This window comes from Endozoicomonas sp. ALD068, from assembly GCF_049310145.1.
Lineage (GTDB): Bacteria > Pseudomonadota > Gammaproteobacteria > Pseudomonadales > Endozoicomonadaceae > Endozoicomonas_A.
Window position 1 is genome coordinate 608105 of sequence record NZ_JBLYNU010000004.1, and the last position, 19259, is coordinate 627363.

General features: G+C 48.0%; 3 protein-coding genes. All 3 read right to left on the reverse strand.

The window, feature by feature from the left end:
* Positions 1-15 precede the first annotated feature (15 nt).
* The 3 genes from ACO6V5_RS01825 to ACO6V5_RS01835 all read right to left on the reverse strand — a co-directional run bounded on the left by ACO6V5_RS01825 (position 16) and on the right by ACO6V5_RS01835 (position 19188).
* Entirely contained in the window at positions 16-6441 is a 6426-nt protein-coding gene (locus ACO6V5_RS01825; RefSeq protein WP_422409608.1) for a hypothetical protein, read from the reverse strand.
* An 86-nt stretch (positions 6442-6527) separates the two neighbouring features.
* Positions 6528-12287 (reverse strand): hypothetical protein, encoded by a 5760-nt coding sequence (locus ACO6V5_RS01830; protein ID WP_422409606.1) that lies wholly within the window; start codon positions 12285-12287, stop codon positions 6528-6530.
* A 262-nt stretch (positions 12288-12549) separates the two neighbouring features.
* A complete protein-coding gene (locus tag ACO6V5_RS01835; protein ID WP_422409604.1) occupies positions 12550-19188 on the reverse strand; it encodes a hypothetical protein in 6639 nt (2212 codons plus the stop codon).
* Positions 19189-19259 lie beyond the last annotated feature (71 nt).

Consider the following 19259-nt stretch of genomic DNA (forward strand, 5'->3'; position numbering starts at 1 on the left):
TGGAAATGAACTTTCTCATCGCCAGTCGCAGAAGGCACTCAGAGTGTAGGAGTATGGAATACTTTCTGCGTGGGAAAATGACCATTTAGGCACATTTTCCCTGAAGTATTTTTCCCAGCCATTCTCAAACAGTTTCGTGGTGCGATCCCGGCGTTCACGGAACTGCAGATAATTTTCGTGCCGGGTCCAGCCATGCATCATGTCACTTGCTTCAACGCGGCCTGCATACTCTGCGTCGGTTTCATTGAAGCGTTGAGGTGTAGCAACAGACGCACGTTTCACATATTCATCGTCCGTTTCACCCAGGCCTGCCCAGCGACTGATCTTGTCAAGAGTTCGGCCCAGAGGCCCACCCAGCCATTGAGTGAGCATCTTGTTGTCGTTCATAAAGAAGTCGTAAGTAAGACTCGACGCCAGAGCGAAGCCGAAGGTTTGAGCATAGCTAAATCCGGATACCAGACCCTGGGCGTATGCTCCAACAGTGGCAATCGGGCCCAGAGCGAGAGCAGCTGTGGCAGAAGTCAGCGTTTTCACTTTTTGTGGTGTTACCCGGTGCAACAGTGTTACCTGAACCCCTTGACCGGAAGCCATGGACTTCACTATTTCGGGCACCAGACGGAGAATACTGTGGTACATATGCGGGTTAGCGTTGTACTGTCTGGCAAACAACATGGAGCCGGTTCTCAGCAGAATGACTGAGGAAGCGGCTTTACCCAATGGCATGGCCAGCCCGCCCACTTCAGAGACTCGTTCAATGCCAATGTGGTTTGCGTATTGGCTGGTTCGGTTAAGATCAATACCATAGCCTTCCAGCCAGTGCTGGAAAGGTGTGAGCATCCGGTGCAGGTAATCACCCCTGTTGGTCAGATCCAGAAGATAGAGAAATGAAACGTTCGAGAGGGATAGCTCGACAGCCTGCCAGGTGGTGTGGGTCGCCAGCAGGGGAGTGTAGCTGGAGAAGTACCAGGTGACAGCCTGTACCAGAAAAGCTGAAGGTTTGACCCAGTAATCATTCAGTTGGTGCTCAACTGCTGCGGCATGGGCCTGCATCAAGGTGCTATCGATAGCTTTGACCAGGTCTGATTCAGCCAGGCCGACAGCATGAGCATAAGGTGTCAGGGTATCCTGAACTTTGCTCAGGAAGGCTGCCATTTTGTGGCCGTTTTCAAAGGCAATATCGTCGAGAACATAGTTGGCGATGACCGCAGCAGCGTAGTCTTTCATGCCAGCAACAGACTCTTTTATACCCGCCGGATCAGAAGCAGTCACGGTCACAGGAGTAAAGGCACTCTGCATGAATTCATCAACCCCTTCATCGGAGAGCACCTGGACAATGGCTCTGAAGCGAGGCAGGTTGACGCCGTGTTTGTAGCCAAGGAAGTGTTCAAATTCATTCACTGTCTGATAACCTTCAACACCTCTGACAGCCTTAATGTGGTTCTCAAGTTCAATCTTGCTGATCAGACCCTCACGCAGCAAAGCTATGATTTTGTTACCACTGGCAGAATGGACAGATAAGTATTCCGAAAAGTCTTTCAGGTCCCGCTCGACATAGTGAATACCTGCCAAGCCCAAGCCGCGAATTTCGTCGTCGTATTCTTGTGCCCCATTTTCTATCTCAGACAATGCCTGGTGCGTCAGAATCCGGACTTCTTCGAAGGCATTCAGGGGTTGACCTTCTTCAGGCTCGGGAGAGGATTCCGGAAAGGTCGTCTTCAAGCTCCTGAAAACTTCCACAATCCGGCTGGCCTGCATAAACGTCAGTTTGTCTCCGGTCAGTGCCTGCAAGCGAATCGGTGCATATTCATTGTCAAAATCGAAAGTCGCAAGAGATGGTGTTGCCTTACCGTTTTCTTTTGCTGCTTTTGTCAGGCCAATGGCGGCTTCCAGAGCTTGTTTTTTGAGAGGATGCTGCTGCGAAAATCTGTGGATAGAATTCAGAACTTTTGCCTGCTTTGGCGAGTACTGGAAGGGGCTACCATCATTTTCGACGGTTTTCTCTGCCGCCTTCAGGACTTCCTTTATTCTCTCAATGTCTGCTTTCCTGGCTTCAATCTCATCTTCCAGACGGACCTGTTCCTGAGTCAGTTGCCGGATCTTGCCGCCGTTACCGTCATGTCCGCCCAGCTGTACCAGTTTGCTTCTCAGGGCATTAACCCGGTGTTCACTGGTGTCAGTGGGGTCTGGTTTAAGACCCACTGCTTTTTCTAAAGGGTCAAGAAACGCTTTATGAAAATCTATCAGGTCTTCTTCTGCTTTTGATAACGCTTTACTTTTCTGCTCCAGGGCTAAATTCAGCAGGGCTATTTCGTTCTTATGGAGGGTTTCAGCGGACTCATCGGTGTTAAGCTCCTCCTTTTTAAGGTCCAGCCTCTGTTGTGTATTCCTCTCGTCAAGCCGTGCATTGCTCACCTTCATGCTTTCTCTGTCGTGAATACGAAGAAATTGCAAAATCTGAGCGTACTTGTCCCGGGTTAAAGGCAGTTCACCCAATGCTTCATACAGTTCATCGTTATTGTCCAGGCTACCAGTATGTTTATTGTCTGCAACGACAGCAGAGTAATCAGCTTCTGCCAGTAAACTGAGGTCGTCTCCATCTGTCAGGATATTGGCATTGGTCAGGGTTTTCAGTTGCTCAAGGATTTCATCTCGTTTTTCTTCGCTGTATTCCCGCAGGTAATGTTTGACGTCCTCCATCCGCTCTTCGGGAACTTGTGCGTCATTTGCAGTCAGACCCAGGTCGGTCTGAAGTTTTTTCATTGCCTGATTGACAATCGTGTTGTCTTCATCAGGGATAGGTTGCAGCTCAGCACGGCTCCCTGCAAATACCACGCGTTTGCCACGCAGCCTGTTCAGTTTGCGATGAACATTTGTCAGCTCACTTTCAGCCTCTTTCAGTGCCCGTCTGGCCCTGGCTGCATCACGATCAAGAACGAATCGTGGCTTAGCTCCCAGACGAGCCATTTGCCTGTCAAGTTCATGATCAATGGCGGCGATACGCTCATTGACGTCAGGCAGGCCGACATTGACAACTTCTTCGTCCAGCCGCTGGAGTTTTGTTTCAATCAGACTGTTCTGGTCTTCGAGGGTGGCATCATCTTTATAGTCCTCAATGTTGAGTCGAAAAGCTATTTCATTGTTCCAGACTCTTCTGGCGGCTTCATCGTCGTAAAGTGCGTTTGATTTTGCGATTAATTCCTGAATTTTGGTTCTCAGGGTATCCTTTCGGTCAGACAGGTTGACATCCATGTCAAATGCTATATCCAGATCTTTGGCCAGTTTGACAGTGAAAACCTGACCTCTTTTTTGAGCGGCAGAGTTTTCGCTAATGTCGATGTTTAGCTTGTCCTCTATAGTTTTTAGCATAGAAGTCTGTTGTCTTATGGCTCGTTCATACGCATCTTCGAAAAAAAAGTTAAGACATCTCTGAAGCCTCCCGGGTCTTGTTTCTCTTTGTTCGTAAGCAGGTGAAATGTCTCCTTTCCAGTAAGGGGAGTCTATGTCATCCAGCATTTTTTCGGTGATATCTTCGTCCTCAAGTCTGGTAAGAATCCTGCCGAGTCTTTCCTGGTTGTCATCATCGTCAATGGCATCGATCTTGAGTATTTCTTCCAGGGTTTCCAGTACGTCCAGCGCCTCTTCTTCTACCTGCTGTCTGACTTGTTCAATGTATGACCGAATTTCCCTGGCAATGGCGTCACGACGATAATACATATCGTCCTCACTACCCTGAATATTCATCGCCAGGGCGTTTTCCAGATCAGTGAGTTTCCTGAGCACTTCAGGCATGGCTATGGGGTGCCCTGGTGTTCTGATGTCTTCCAGTTCTGTTTCCAAATCTGCGAGACTGAATAACCTGTTACGTGTTGCTTCTATCTGTGTGTTGCGTTGTTCTATTGTGCTGCCTTCTTCCATAGGGTCATAAAAGTCTGTCACATAATCTCCAATGAGTTTGGCGTCAATGTCTTCTATGCCCCTTTGAGCAGGCAGTGCCCGGATACTCTGAAAGATATATTCCTGGTGTTCGTCTGGTGAATTGTCCTGATTATCAAGTCTGTCAGGCAGGTCTGCCTGCCGAAGATTCAGTCTGTTAATCTTCCCTAGTTCAGTGTTCAGTGACTGAATTCTCCGAACCAGGCGTTTTTGTTGAACGGCAATATCTGCATTGCTATCAAAATCCTTAATATTTAAATGTACGGCAATGGCGGCATAATGGGCTTTCATTGCAGCTCTTTTTCCAGCCTCTGTACTGGTCTTCTGAAGATGCTGTCGGAATAGAGTTCCCTGCTGATTAAGGTGCTTCAGAATGGCCTGGTGACGAGCTTCCGGTCTAGCTTCACTGAAGCGCACCAGACCGAGCTGACTTTCAACGATAGCCAGCTTGTGGCGGGCCTCGACATTGGTGGCTGCTGCATTTTGTTGCATACAATGTTGAATGGACTGAAAGCGTGCACTCAGATCGTTTTCATTGATCGGAATGATATCGAGCGGGCCTTCCATCGCTGCCAGTTTTACTTTTGCTGCTTCTTCGTCAAACTGTTCTGTTGCGGCCATCACCTGGTTGATTTCATCCAGTTTTATTGAGATGAGTCTGGCTTGTTCTTTTGCTGGTCGGGTATCATCCCAGTTATCAATACCAAGTTTTTCTGCCAGTTGAGCTTTGTAAGCCTTGTTGGCTTCTGCTCTGACATCACGGGCATGTCGTTCCAGGTGCGGGATTCGTCTGACTTCGTGTTGAAGTTTCCGAAGCAGGTTTTCCAGTTCTTCCTGCTCGGCATGAAAATGTAAAAGCTTATTCTCAAGTTGCCGATGGAGATAGATTGCTCTCTGTTTCTCCCTTTCACTGATAGTGACTTCTTCTGATACCAGCCTTAGCAGGCTTACAACCCGGGCGAGTTCGGCTTCTGTTGCCAGATGATCTTCCAGCATGAGTTCCCTCTCAATCAGTTGTCTGGCCATATCGCTCAGGACTTTGGAAACAAACGGGTCGTCGCGAAAAATATCGGTCAGTGGTTCGGAGACACCGGTTATAAGGTTCAGCATGCTCTGAACAAAACGCTGTTTAGTCAGGAGATCTCTCAGCTGGGGTCTGAAGCTGAAATGTTTTGTGAGTTGAATCTGCAGCCAGGTCGGTGTGATGGCTGTCAAAACCACTCTGATGTGTTCCAGTGTAAGCTCAAATTCATCGTTTCCATAAATGCCATAGGGAGTAGCACTGGCTAATGCCTGCTGGAGAGATTCATAGTATGTAAGTGCATGTATCATCCGTTGATCTTCGTCTGCAAGTGTCTTCGGTTGCTCTTTGTTAGCGGTAGCACCATGTCTCGCAACAAACCTCTCCAGCACTGTCATCTGCATGCTTCGAATGACGTACTGGTAGCTTTTGACCTTATATTTTTTAACCTTTGTTACCACTCCGGGGGAGGGGGGATTAACTTCAGCTTTTTTCCAGAGGTCATAGAGGTTTTCTACAAAAGCGATATCATGGGGGTTCAGCCTCTGACCATGAAAAACAATCACCTCCCCCGTAGCTTCTGTCACTTCCAGCTTTGGATAACCCGCAGGCACAGGATAAACCTGTGTGTCATCCTCGACGTTGACAACGTAGCCGACGGGTTTGCTGTGTGCCAGAAGTTCATTAAGGGCCTTTTGTTGTAAGTCCTCTTCCAGCACGTGAACCTGGATATAGGCAGATGCGGCTGCTGCCAGGAGAACATCATCATTGACAAAGAGTGATTGTCCCAGACGTTGTCGGTCAGGAGGCTGATCGCCAGCAGCGAGAAGACGCATGAAAGTACGCCCATTCACTTCAACTTCTTCTACTTGAAGGGTGGCAAGGGGAACATAGTGATGATTTGCGCCGAGGTTTCCTGCCACATAATTGACAGCTTTAAGCAAATTAGCCAGTTGTCCGGGGCTGGCGATTTTCGTTAACGGTTCTAATTCGCTGTTAACTAATTGGTAACGAACAGCCTCAACTGAATACTGATCGGTCATTCCACTTCTGACTTCAATGACCAGATTCTTTTCTTTAAGATTATGGGTGAACCTGAAGGCTGCCTCATTACCCACTTTCAGGACTTTGGTGTATTTTTGAGCAACGCCATTTTCGCCTGTTTCAAACAGATCAACACTGGAAACGCAGCCATCAACATCAGCAAGAACTTCTGTGAAGCCTTTAGAAGGAAAGGCATAGATTGCCCTGTAATCAGTCTTGTCACGATAGGTGGTTGTATAGGATTTGGGTATTGGCTGCTGGTCCTGATCCAGGGTTGGCCGAACCATGACCTCACTGTGGGTAAACTTCACATGTCCATTATTTATAATATCGACGGACTTTGTCTGCAGCTTGCGATCGGCCAGTGCCTGTGGAGCAATGATGGAAGAACTGATTGCAAAAGTCAGAGCAAGGCTTAACGTATTGGGGTGAGCTTTTGTCATTCTACTACCTCAGAGCTGAGTACTGTTTACCGTGAAAAGTGATTTTTACCTCAAGTGGAGAAACGGTTTCTAATCGCTCATGGCTGTCAGTTGCTCATGAAGGCACCCAGGGTGTAAGAGTAAGGAATACTTTCTGCGTGGGAGAACGACCATTTAGGTACATTTTCCCTGAAGTATTTCTCCCAGCCATTCTCGAATAGCATCATGGTGCGATCACGGCGTTCACGGAACTGCAGATAATTTTCGTGTCGAGTCCAGCCATACAGGGTGTTGTTTGCTTTAACACGGCTTGCATATTCTTCATCGGTCTCACTGAAGCCCTGAGGTGAAGCAATAGCGTCAGGTTGCAAATACTCATCGTCCGTTTCCCCCGCGCCTGTCCAGCGATTAATCTTGTCAAGACTTCGGCCCAGAGGTCCACCCAGCCATTGAGTGAGCATCTTGTTGTCGTTCATAAAAAAGTCGAAAGTGAGACTTGACGCCAGTGCGAATCCGAAGGTTTGTGCATAAGTGAATCCGGATATAAGGCTATTAGCGTATGCTCCGAAAGTGGCTACCGGACCCAGCACAAGTCCGACAGTGGCAGAAGCCAGAGTTTTTACTTTTTGTGGTGTCATTCTGTGCAGCAGCGGTACCTGAACCCCTTGTCCGGAACCCATGGACTTCATCATTTCGGGCACCAGACGGACAATGCTGCGATACTTGTGGGGGTTGGCGTTGTGCTGTCTGGCAAAGAGCGCAGAGCCGGTTTTCAACAGAATGACTGAGGACGCGGCTTTACCCAATGGCATGGCCAGTCCGCCCAGTTCAGAGATTTGTTCAATGCCACTGTGGTAGGCATATTGTCCGGTTCGGTCAAGATCAATACGGTAGCGTTCCAGCCAGTGCTGGAAAGGTGTGAGCATTCTGTGCGGATAATCCCCTCTGTTGGTCAGGTCCAGCAGATAGAGGAACGCCATGTTTGAGAGGGACAGTGCCTTAGCCTGTGAGACGGTATGAGTCGCCAGTAGCGGTTTGTAGCTGGAGAAGTACCAGGTGACAGCCTGTACCAGGAAGGCTGAAGGTTTGACCCAGTATTCCTTCAGCTGCCACTCAACCGCTGTGGCATGAGCCTGCATCAAGGTGTCATGGATAGCCTTGATCAGGTCTGATTCAGACAGGCCGACAGCATTGGCATAAGGTGTCAGGGTATCCTGAACATTGTCCAGGAAAGCCGCTGTCCTGTGGCCATTATCAAAGGCAATATCATCAAGCACGTAATTGGCGATGACTGCGGCTGCATACTCCTTCATGCCGACAACCGACTCTTTCATAGCCGCCGGACCCGTTGCCGTTAGAGTCACTGGAGCAAAGACACTCTGCATGAAAGCCTCGGTACTCTCATCGGACAGCATCTGGACAACCTTCCTGAACTCAGGCACCCTGACGCCGTGTTTATAACCAAGGACGTGTTCAAATTCAGCCACTGTCTGATAACCGTCGACACCTCTGACGGCCTTCATGTAGTTTTCAAGTTCAACCTTGCTGATCAGCCCTTCACTCAGCAAAGCCATGATCTTGTTAGCACTGGCAGAACGGGCAGCGAAGTATTCCGGGAAGCTTTTCAGGTCCCCGGGAACATGCTCGATAAAGTGAATGCCCGTTGAGCCTATGTCACGAATTTCGTTGTCGTATTGTTGAGACGCGGTTTTTATTTCATTCCTGGCTCTTCGCACCAGAATCTGAGCTTCTTCAATGGCATTCCGAAAATGATACTCCGCAGGCTTGAAGGGATAATCCCGGAAGATCGTCTTCAGACTCTTGAAAACTTCCACAATCCGACTGGCCTGTGTAAACGTCAGTTCGTCTCCGGCCATTGCCTGTAAGCGAATTGGTGCAAATTCATCATTAAAATCGAAAGTCTTGAGGCAGGGTATTGTCTTACCGCTTTCTACTGCAGATTCTGCCAGACTCATCGCGACTCCCAGAGCTTGTTTTTTCAGAAGGTGCTGCTGAGTGAATGTGTGTATAGCGTCCAGAACCTTTGCCTGTTTCGGTGTGTACTGGAAGGGACCAGCATCATTTTTGACAGCTTCTTCGGCAGCCTCCAGGACTTTTTTCAGTCTCTCAATATCTGCTCCGGAGGCTTCAATTCCAGCTTTCGGGCGGGCCTGTTCCTGAATCAGTTGTTGGATCTTGTTGCCCAATCCTGCATCGACTTCATCAGTTGCGTCCCGGGCATAAGTATCTGAATGGTCTTTAATAGCAATAGTGTAATGAGCTGCTTCCAGCGAAGCGGGGTCGCCAGATATCCGGACGTCCAGATTTGTTTTGGTTCTCAGTTCCGCAACGATTTGATCTCGTATTTCGACACTGAATTCCAGCAGGAAATTTATAATGTCTTCTGCTCGCTCTCTATTAGTTTGCTCCTCACCTGCAGACAGACCCAGTTCGGTCTGATAATGTTTCATTGCCCGATTGAACGTCGTATCGTCTTTTTCTGAAGTATCTTTGAAGTCAGTATGGCTACCCAAAGGTACCAACTGTTTGCGACGAATAGCATCCAGATTGTGATTAGCAGCCTCCAGCTCACTTCCAGCTTCTTCGACTGCCCGCCTGGCTGTCGCTAACTCACGATCAAGAACGTATCGGGGTTTGGGTCCCAGGCGAGCCATTTGCCTGTCAAGAGCATTCTCAATGGCTGCAATACGCTCATTGATGTCAGGCTGACCCACTTTGAAAACTTCTTCATTCAGCTGTTGAAGCTTTTCTCTAATCAGGCTCTTTTGTTCGTTTATGCTGGCATCATTTCTGTAGCCATTAATGTTGAGTTGATCAGCAATTTTATTGTTACTGACCCTTTTAACACCTTTATTGTTATAAGTTTTCTCTACTTCTTTCATTAATTCCTGAAGTCTTTCTCTCAGGGTATCCTTCTGGTCAGACAGGTCGGCATCGTCTTCAAACCCTATACGCAGTTCATTGGCCAGTTTAGCTATGAAAGTTTTTTCTCTTTCCTGAGCAGCAGGGTTTTCATGAGGGTCAATATCCAGCTTGTCCTCCAGAGCGATAAGGTAATCTGCCTGTCGTTCTCTGGCCTGCAGATCCGATTCTTCGACTTTGAAGGTAAGGCCATCACGAATACTGTGGAGTACCACATCCATCCGCACCAGACCCCGCTCCAGATCTTTCTCCAGATCTCCCATCAGATCTGGCCCTTTATCTTCCCACCCGAGGATCTTGTCCATCTGACCCAGCTCGTGATTTGAGATATCACCGCCATCAAGCCTCGAGAGAACCCTTGCCAGTCGTGCTGCTTTGTCATCACCTTCATTGATGTGGATGCTGAGTAACCCTTCCATAGATTTCAGTACGGTCAGGGCCTCTTCCTCTGACCGCTGTCGGGCTTCTCTGATGTATATCCGGATAGCTTCAGAAATGACCTGACGATGGTAATACACATCGTTCTCTTCACGGAGGTTTTCTTTCTCAAAAACGCTTTCCACGGCAAGAAGGGTCCTGGATACTTCAGGCATGACTTTGGGGTGGCCCGGTGTTCTGATGTCTTCCAGTTCGTCTTCCAGCTTTGAAAGCTCGAAGAGCTTGTCATGTACCATTAACTCCAGGTTGGTGCGGTCTTCCAGACTTCTGTCTTCATTCAGATCAATACCCAGAACTGCTGCCAGAGAAATTTGTCTGAGCCCGGTGTAATAATCCTCCATATTGAGCTGCTCACCCATTTTCATAAGTGTTTGAATCAGATGTTCTTGCTGATCGTCAATATCTGTATGGCTATCAAAATCCCTGATGTTTAAATATGCGGCAATAGTCGTAAAGCGTTTTTTTATTTCTGCTACTTTTTTAGCCTCTGAGCTGGTGATTTGTTGCCGGAAGGCTTGCTGATGAGGCTCCAGGTCGTCTTCATTAAGTGGAACAATAATCAGCTTGGCGCCAATTGCCGCCAGATGTTCCTCCAGAGCCTGTTTTTGTGACTGTGCTGTTGCGGCTACCAATCTGAAGATTTCATTAATTTTTCTGCTGATCAGCCTGGCTTGCTCTTCCAGTGGTTGGGTATCATCCCAGTCCTCAATACCAAGCTCTGCTGCTGTTTGAGCGTTGCGAGATTTTGTGGCATCTGTTCTGGCATCATGAACTTGTTTTTTTAGCAATGGAATTTGATTGGCTTCCCGTTGCAGCGTCACTATCCGGTTTGTCAGAGCATCTACCCTGCCATGAATCTTCGCAAGCTCATCCACAAGTTGCTGATTTAACTCCTCCATTCTCAAGTTTTGCCCGATACCTTGAGCGGCTGATGCCAAAAAGCGATCGGTTAATTCACTTTGTTTTGCCAGCAAGGCCTCTATTGTCCTGAGCTTCTTCAACGCGCTTTCCATCTCAAGCAGTTGCCCGACAAAGTCACCAATGACTCTGGCAGTAAAGCCTTCGCCCAGGTCAGGAGAATCATCAGAAAAATCATGCGAACTGGCGAGAAAGATTAAATCATTATGAATATTCTGAACAAATAGCCCGTTAGCCAGAAAATTTCTAAGTACAGGTTTGAAGCCGAAGTGTCTTAACAGTTGAATATGCACCCAGGTTGGCGTGATCAACGGCGAAGTGAATTTGACGTGTTGTGAAGTGAATTCAACTTCATCTGCTCCATCTGAAGTAGCACTGGCCAATGCCTGCTGAAGCCCTTCAAAGTCTGCAAGCTCCTCCACCTCATCATCGACTTCTTCAACGAAGTTGAGTCCGGCATGGTGCTTTGCGGCCAAATCCTCCAGTGTTGTCATCTGCCTGCTTCGAATGATGTACCGGTAGCTTTTGACTTTGTCTTTTTTAACCTGTGCAGTGTCCTTGTTAAAATAATCGGTAAAGCGATAGAGATTTTGCACAAGGGCGATATCGGTGGGGTTCTGTTTCTGACCATGGAAGACAATAATCTCCCCCGGAGTCTCAGTTACTTCCAGTTTTGGATAACCAGCAGGGACAGGATAAGCCCGAGTCTCATCCTCGACATGCACAACATAGCCGACGGGTTTATGGTATGACAGCAGATTTTCCAGGGCATCCTGTTGTATCTCTTTCCCAAGAACATGCACCTGGGTATAGGCAGAGGTGGCTGCTGCCAAAAGCACCTCATCATTGACAAAAAGTGACTGACCCAGACGTTGCAGCTCAGGGGGCTGATCACCCGCAGCGACAAGGCGCATGAAGGTGCGCCCGTCCACCTCAACCTCGTCTACTTCAAGGGTGGCAAGGGCAACATAGTTATCGGCTTCGCCCAGGTTTCCTGCTCTTTCGTGCGCACCTTTCAGTACCCTCACCAGATGATCGGGGCTGGCCATTTCAGTAGAGGGTTCCAATGTCCAGGCGACCCCTGATTGAGCGCGAACAGCCCGAATTAAATCCTGATGGGTCATACTGTCTCTGACTTCGATAAGCAGTTTCTCTTCTGCAAGGTTATGGGTGAACCTGAAGATCCCCTCATTACCCACCTTCAGCACTTTGGTGTACTTCTGAGCAACGTTATTCTCGTCTGTCTCAAACTGATCAACACTGGAAACGCCACCCTCGATGCCAGAAAGAACGTCTGTGAAGCCTTCAGAAGGAATGTCATAGCCCGATCTGACTTCAGTCTGATCAGGGTAGGTGGTGGTGAAGGATTTGGGTATTGGCTGCGAGTCATCATCCAACGTTGGCTTAACGATGACCTCGCTCTGGGTAAACTCCACTTGTTCATTGCCCGAAATATCAACAGATTTTGTCTGCAGCCTGCGATTGGCCAGTGCGTCTGTAGCAATGATGGAAGAGCTGATGGCAACGGCCACGGCAAGGCTTAATGCATTGGGGCGGATATTTCTCATTCAACTACCTCGAAGCTGAGTATTTTTATTACTGTAAAAAGTGATTGTTACGCCAAACGGGATGGCAACTTCCAATCGCTTATGGCTGTAATCACTTATTCGAGTGGCTTCAAGGCTTTTTTACTTTAACGGAGAAATGTCTGTGGGCTGAGAAGGAGAACTCACAGACGGCACCATCACCGATGTTTTGTCACCGGTGTGGTTCTTATGGTAGTTGCTTGTTGCGTGATTAATTCACCGGCACTTTCTTATTGCCCCGTTGCTACTCGTAGAAGGCTCCAAGAGTGTAGAAGTAAGGAATACTTTCTGCATGGGAGAACGACCATTTGGGCACATTCTCCCTGAAGTATTTCTCCCAGCCATTCTCATACAGTTTCATAGTGCGATCCCGGCGTTCGCGGAACTGCAGGTAATTTTCGTGTCGTGTCCAGCCATACATAGTGTTGTTTGCTTTAACACGTTTTGCATAGTCTGTATCGGTTTCACTGAAGCGTTGAGGCTTGGCAATAGCCGTACGCTTTACATATTCAGCTGACGTTTCCCCCACGCCTGTCCAGCGATTAATCCTGTCAAGACTGCGGCCCAGCGGTCCAGCCAGCCATTGAGTGAGCATCTTGTTGTCGTTCATAAAGAAGTCGAAAGTGAGGCTCGACGCCAGCGCGAACCCGAAGGTTTGGGCATAGGTGAATCCTGATAAAAGGCCATGGGCGTATGTTCCGACAGTGGCTATCGGACCCAATACGAGACCGGCTGTGGCCGAGGCCAGTGTTTTCACTTTTTGTGGTGTCACCCTGTGCAGCAGCGGTATCTGAACTCCCTGTCCGGAACCCATGGATTTCAGTATCTCCGGCACCAGACGGGAAATGCTGCGATACATCTGCGGGTTGGCGTTGTACTGTCGGGCAAACAGCATAGAGCCGGTTTTCAGCATAATGACGGAGGAAGCGGCTTTACCCAATGGCATGACCAGCCCGCCCACCTCAGAGATTTGTTCAATTTCATGGTGATAGGCATATTGCCCGGTTCGATCAGGATCAACACCATAAGATTCCAGCCAATGCTGGAAAGGTGTCAGCATCCGATGCAGGTAATCACCTCTGTTGGTCAGGTCCAGAAGATAGAGGAACGACATGTTCGAGAGGGATAGCTCAGCAGCCTGCCAGGTGGTTTGGGTAGCCAGCAGGGGTTTGTAGCTGGAGAAGTACCAGGTGACAGCCTGTACCAGAAAGGCCGAAGGCTTGACCCAGTAATCCGGTAGCTGTCGTTCAACCGCTGAGGCATGGGCCTGCATTAATGTGCCATGAACAGTTTCGATCAGGTCTGATTCAGATATTCCGGCAGCCTGGGCATAAGGTGTCAGGGTATCCCGAACATTGCTCAGGAAGGCTGCCGTCCTGCGGCCATTGTCAAAGGCAATATCATCAAGAACGTAGTTGGCGATGACCGCAGCTGCATACTCTTTCATGCCGACAACAGATTCTTTCATACCCGTCGGGCCAGTGGCTGTGACAGCTACAGGGTCAAAGGCACTTTGCATGAATTCCTCAACAGCCTTGTCGGACAACATCCGGACAACCTCCTTGAAGTTGAGTATATGGACGCCGTGTTTGTAGCCAAGGAAGTGTCCAAATTCATCCACTGTCTGATAACCGTCGACACCTCTGACGGCCTTCATGTAGTTCTCAAGCTCGATTTTGCTGATCAGTCCTTCCCGCAGCAGGGCCATGATCTTGTTGCCACTGGCAGAATGGCTGGCAAAGTATTCCGAGAAGCCTTTCAGATCCTCTGATTCATGTTCGACGAAGTAAATGGCTTTTTTGCCCATGCTGTGTATTCCATCGTCGTATTGTTGAGCCCCGGTTGCCATCTCATTCCGGGCCCTGCCTGCCAGAGCCTGGACTTGTTCAATGACATTCTGAGGCTGATCTTCTGCGGACTCGACAGGGGAGGGCGGGATGTTCGTCTTCAGGCTTTTGAAGACTTCCACCATCTGACTGGCCTGATAAAACGTCAGATCGTCTCCGACCGCCTGCAGGCGAATCGTTGCAAATTCATCGTTAAAATCGAAAGTCGCAAGGCAGGGTATTGGTTTACCGTTTTTGACTGCCGATTCTGCCAGGCCCACTGCGGCATCCAGAGCCTGTTGCCTCAGAGGGTGCTGCCGTATGAAGGTGTCCATATCGGTCAGAACTTTTGCCTGTCTCGGCGTTAGCTGGAAGGGACCGCCATTATTTTCGACGGCTTCTTCTGCTGCCCTCAGGACTTTCTTCATTCTCCCAATGTCTGTTTTCCTGGCTTCAATCTCACTTCTCAGGTCAGCCCATTCCTGGATCAGTTGATTGATCTTGCCGCCACTACCATCATGCCCGCCCAGTTCTATCTTTTTTATTCTCAGGGCGCAAATCCGCTGTTCAAAGGTGTCAGTGGCGTCTGGTTTGAGACCCGCAGCCTCTTCAGCGGCGTCAAGCGCCGCTTGATGATCCACCAGAGCTTTTTGTGCTTTTGATACAGCATCATTTGCCTGCTTCAATATTAAGCCCAGCCTGTCCATTTCGTTCATATACAGGGTTTTAGCTGTCTGATCGATGTCGCCAGCATCAATCATCTCCTTTTCTTTACGATCCAGCTTCTCTTTTGCACTCCACTCTCTAATCAGTGCATTCCCCAATTCAGTGCTTTTTATGAGTTCCTGATTCACGTATTTGTCGATTTGAAGGTACTTTTTCCTGGTTAAAAGCAGTTCACCCAATACTTCATTGTCTTCGTCCTGACCAAGAGAATCTACAGAGGCTGCAATGCCAATAAAGTCATCAGCATCTGCCACTGAACCGAAGTCATCCTTTATCTGGATGACCAGACCTGTTTTGGCCTTCAGCTCATTAAAGATTTCATCCCGTCGTTCTCTACTGCATCCCCTCAGGAAATGCCTGAAGTCCTTTAATTGCTCCTCGGTGGTCTGTTTGTCACCAGCAGCCAGATCCAACTCGATCTGAACTTGTTTCATTGCCTGATTGAGAGTCATGTTCTCTTCATCCGAGAGATCCTGGATGTCAGCAGTGTGTCCCGCAAAAAATATCCGTTTACCACGAAGAGTCATCAGCCTGCGACGAGCGGCTGCCAGTTCACTTTCAGTTTTTTGTATTGTTTGCCTGGCCCTGGCTAGCTCGCGATCAAGAACATATCGGGGTTTAGGCCCCAGCCGGGCCATTTGCCTGTCAAGCTCACTCTCAATGACTGTGATACGCTCATAAATGGTAGGCCGACCTGCTATGCAGAATCCTTCATCTATCTCCCGGAGTTTTTCTTTAATCAGGTTTTTCTGCTCATCCAAAGAAACAGTAACCTTATATTCACCAATATTAAGTTGATGAGCCATTTCATTGTTTGTAGCCACTGTGAAATCTTCACTGTCAAGGAAGTCGCCTACATTTACTCTTAATGCCTGAATTTTGTCTCTTAGTGCATTCTTCTGGTCATTGAGGCTGACACCTTTTTCAAATTCAACTTTTAGATCCCTGGCTCTTGCGGAAATATAATTCTTGAGTCTTTCTCTGGCAGAAGGGTTTTCACTCGTGTAGATGTTCAGCTCCTGCTCTACAGCTTCAAGCATCTTCCTCTGTTGGCCTGAGATACGGGCATCCAAATCCGGGGTGTGGATATGAATGGCAAGACGCTCCATAAGTTTCAAGATTCTGGTTGCACTTTTTTTGCCTGCAGGCGAGACGTTTTCTTTCCAGAGGGTATTTTCCATCTCATCCAGCATGGATTCTGAGAAATCTCCGTCCTTCAGTTTTGCATAAACATTCCCATACCTTGTTGCTTTGTGAAGATCTTTGTTGACCTCGATTTTGAATATTTTTTCTACCGTTTCCAGTATTTTCAGGGCTTCTCTCTCTGCCTCCTGTCTCGCGTTTGTGATGTATGCCTGAATCTCCTCAGAAATGGCGTTACGACGGTAATACAGATCTTCCTCGCTACTGAGTTCATCCATCTTCAGGGCTTTTTCTACGGCAGTCAGTTTCTCAATGACTTCAGGCTCGGCGCCGGAGTGGCCTGATGTTTTGATGTGATGGATTTCTTTTTCCAGCTCTGCAAGCTTGAGGAGCTTGATATGTAATTCAAATTCCAGGTCGCTGAGGATTTCTGGTGAGGTGTCATCACTCAGCTCAATATCGAGCATTGTTGCCAGAAGCTCTTTTTTGGCCCTGTTGTAAGAGTCCTCTGTATCCTGTTGATTAATCGTTGTCTGAACTCTCTGAAGCAGGAGTTCATGTTGAGCAGTGATTGTTCTAAGTTGTTGTTGCAGGCGTTCATTCTGTTCACTCATTGTCTTCAGTTTTTGGAGCAGGTGTTCTTGTTGAAGGTCAGCATCTGTTCTGGTGCTCTGTTGCTGAAGAAGTTGTTTATCAATCTCGGTTTGCTGTTGAATCAGGTGTTGCTGTATGGCCTGACGACGGACTTCCGGGTCCTTTGCGTTATCTGAGACCAGACCGAGCTTACTTTCAATGTCAGTCAGAAAATTCTGGATGACTACATTGTTCGGTTCTGCTTTTTTTTGCAGGTGTCGCTGAGTGTGCTGATAGAAAGCATCCAGATCCTTGCCATTGTTCAGAGTAATACCGAATATGCTTTCAAGGGCGGCCAGTTTTGCTTTTATAGCTTTTTCCCGTGACTGTCCTGTTGTGGCAACTGTTGAGTCATCTTCTGCAGCAACCGGTTTGTCCATTTCAAGAATCTTCTCTCTGATAATTCTGGCTTGTTTTTCCAGTGGCCGGGTATCGTCCCAGCCATCAATAACCAGCTCTGCTGCGAGCCTGGTATTGAAAGCGGCTCTTTCTTTTGCGACGGCATCACGAACCTGTTTGTCAATCATTGGCATTTGATTGATGAGGTGCTGAAAGTTCAGAATGGAGTTTTTCTGTGCTTCGAGGTTTTGTTGATGTTGACGCTGAAATCTTTCTTGCAGAATGACCCCGGCAAACATCGTCCAAAGGTGTTTCCGGATGGTCTTTTGACGGTGTTCCGGAGTATCTTCTTTATTTGCAACCAGACCGAGCTGACCTTCAACGATAGCCAGTTTTTCCCATAAGACCTCATCGGTCTGGTCTGCCTGTTGACCGAGATGCTGCATAATCAACTCATAGCGGCCACCCAGACTGATTTCATTGTATGAAGTAATCCCGAGCCGGCCTTCAATTGTTGCCAGTGTTTCTTTTATAGCCTTTTCCCGAGACAGTCCTGTTGCGGTCACGGATTGTTGCAATTCATGAGTTTTTTCTCTGAGGATTATGGCTTGTTCTTCCAGTGACCGGGTATCATCCCATTTAGCAATACCAAGTATTGCTGGCGCGTGAGCGTAGCGTGCTTTTGTGGTATCGGCACCGGGATCTGATGTTTTCACTGTCTCGACGAGTTCGGCCTCTCTTGCTTTCAGCTTTTCCAGCGTGCTTACCATCTCAAGCATCTGTTCGGCAATGTCGGCCATGACTTTGGAGGCAAACTCTGTGTCTTTGCCAACAGCAAAAGCCTTCATCGCATTGTGGAGTAAAAAATTCTCAATATTCTGAACAAAATTATGGTGGATCAGAAGATTTTTAAGTACAGGTTTGAAGTTGAAGTTTTTTATCAGTTGAAACTGCATCCAGGTTGGCGTGATGACTGACGAAGCGTCTCTGATATAACCCGTTGTGAACTCAAATTCATCGGTTTCATCTGGAGTGGCACTGGTTAATGCCTGCTGAAGAGATTCATAGTATCTAAGCTTCGACAGTGTATCTTGGTTCAGCTCAGCATCATTTTGTGCAGTCAACTCCTCCAGCAGCATCATTTGCCTGCTTCTGATAACGTACTGATAGCTTTTAACCTTGTCTTTTTTAATCTGTGTACTCTGGTCTTCAAATTTATTCCAGAGATCATAGTGGCTTTCCACAAAGGCGATATCGGTGGGATTCTGTTTCTGACCACGGAAAACAATAATCTCCCCCGAAACCTGATCCACTTCCAGCTTTGGATAACCCGCAGGCACAGGATAAACCTGTGTCTCATCTTCGACGTGAACAACATAGCCGACGGGTTTATGGTAAGACAACAGATGATTCAGAGCTTCCTGCTGTAAATCGTCTTTGAGAATATGAACCTGGGTATAGGCAGAGGTGGCTGCTGCCAGAAGCGCTTCATCATTGATAAAGAGCGATTGACCAAGGCGCTGCAACTCAGGAGGCTCAACACCGGCAGCGACAAGACGCATGAAGGTGCGCCCATTCACTTCAACTTCGTCTACTGCAACGGTGGCCAGAGCAACATAGTTATCAACTTCACCAAGGTTTCCTGCTCTTTCATTGGCACCCTTTAGCAATCCTGCCAGTTGTTCGGGACTGGCGATCTTTGTTAACGGATCTAATGGCTGGATGTCACCAGATTGATTTCGAATAGCCTCAATGGAGTCCAGATCGGTCATTCCGTCTCTGACTTCAATGACCAGTTTTTTTTCTGCAAGGTTATGGGTGAACCTGAAGATCCCTTCATTACCGACTTTCAGGATTTTGGTGTACTTCCGGGCAATGTCACTGTCGTCGGTTTCAAACAGATCAACACTGGAGACGCCACCCTCGATGCCAGAAAGAATGTCTGTAAAGCCTTTCGAAGGAACCTCATGCTCGGCCCTGATTTCAGTCCGGTCAGGGTAGGTGGTGGTAAAAGATTTCGGTACTGGCTGCAGGTCATCACCTAAAGTTGGCTGAACCATGACCTCACCATGGGTAAACTCCACATGCTCATTGCCCTGAATATCGAAAGACTTTGTCTGCAGCCTGCGATCCGCCAGAGTCTGTGTAGCAATGATGGAGGAGCTGATTGCAACAACTACAGCAAGGCTTAATGTATTGGGACGAGCATTTGTCATTCTACTACCTCGGAGCTGAGTACTTTTAATACCCTGAAAAGTGATGGCCACGCCAGACGAGGAAGCAGCTT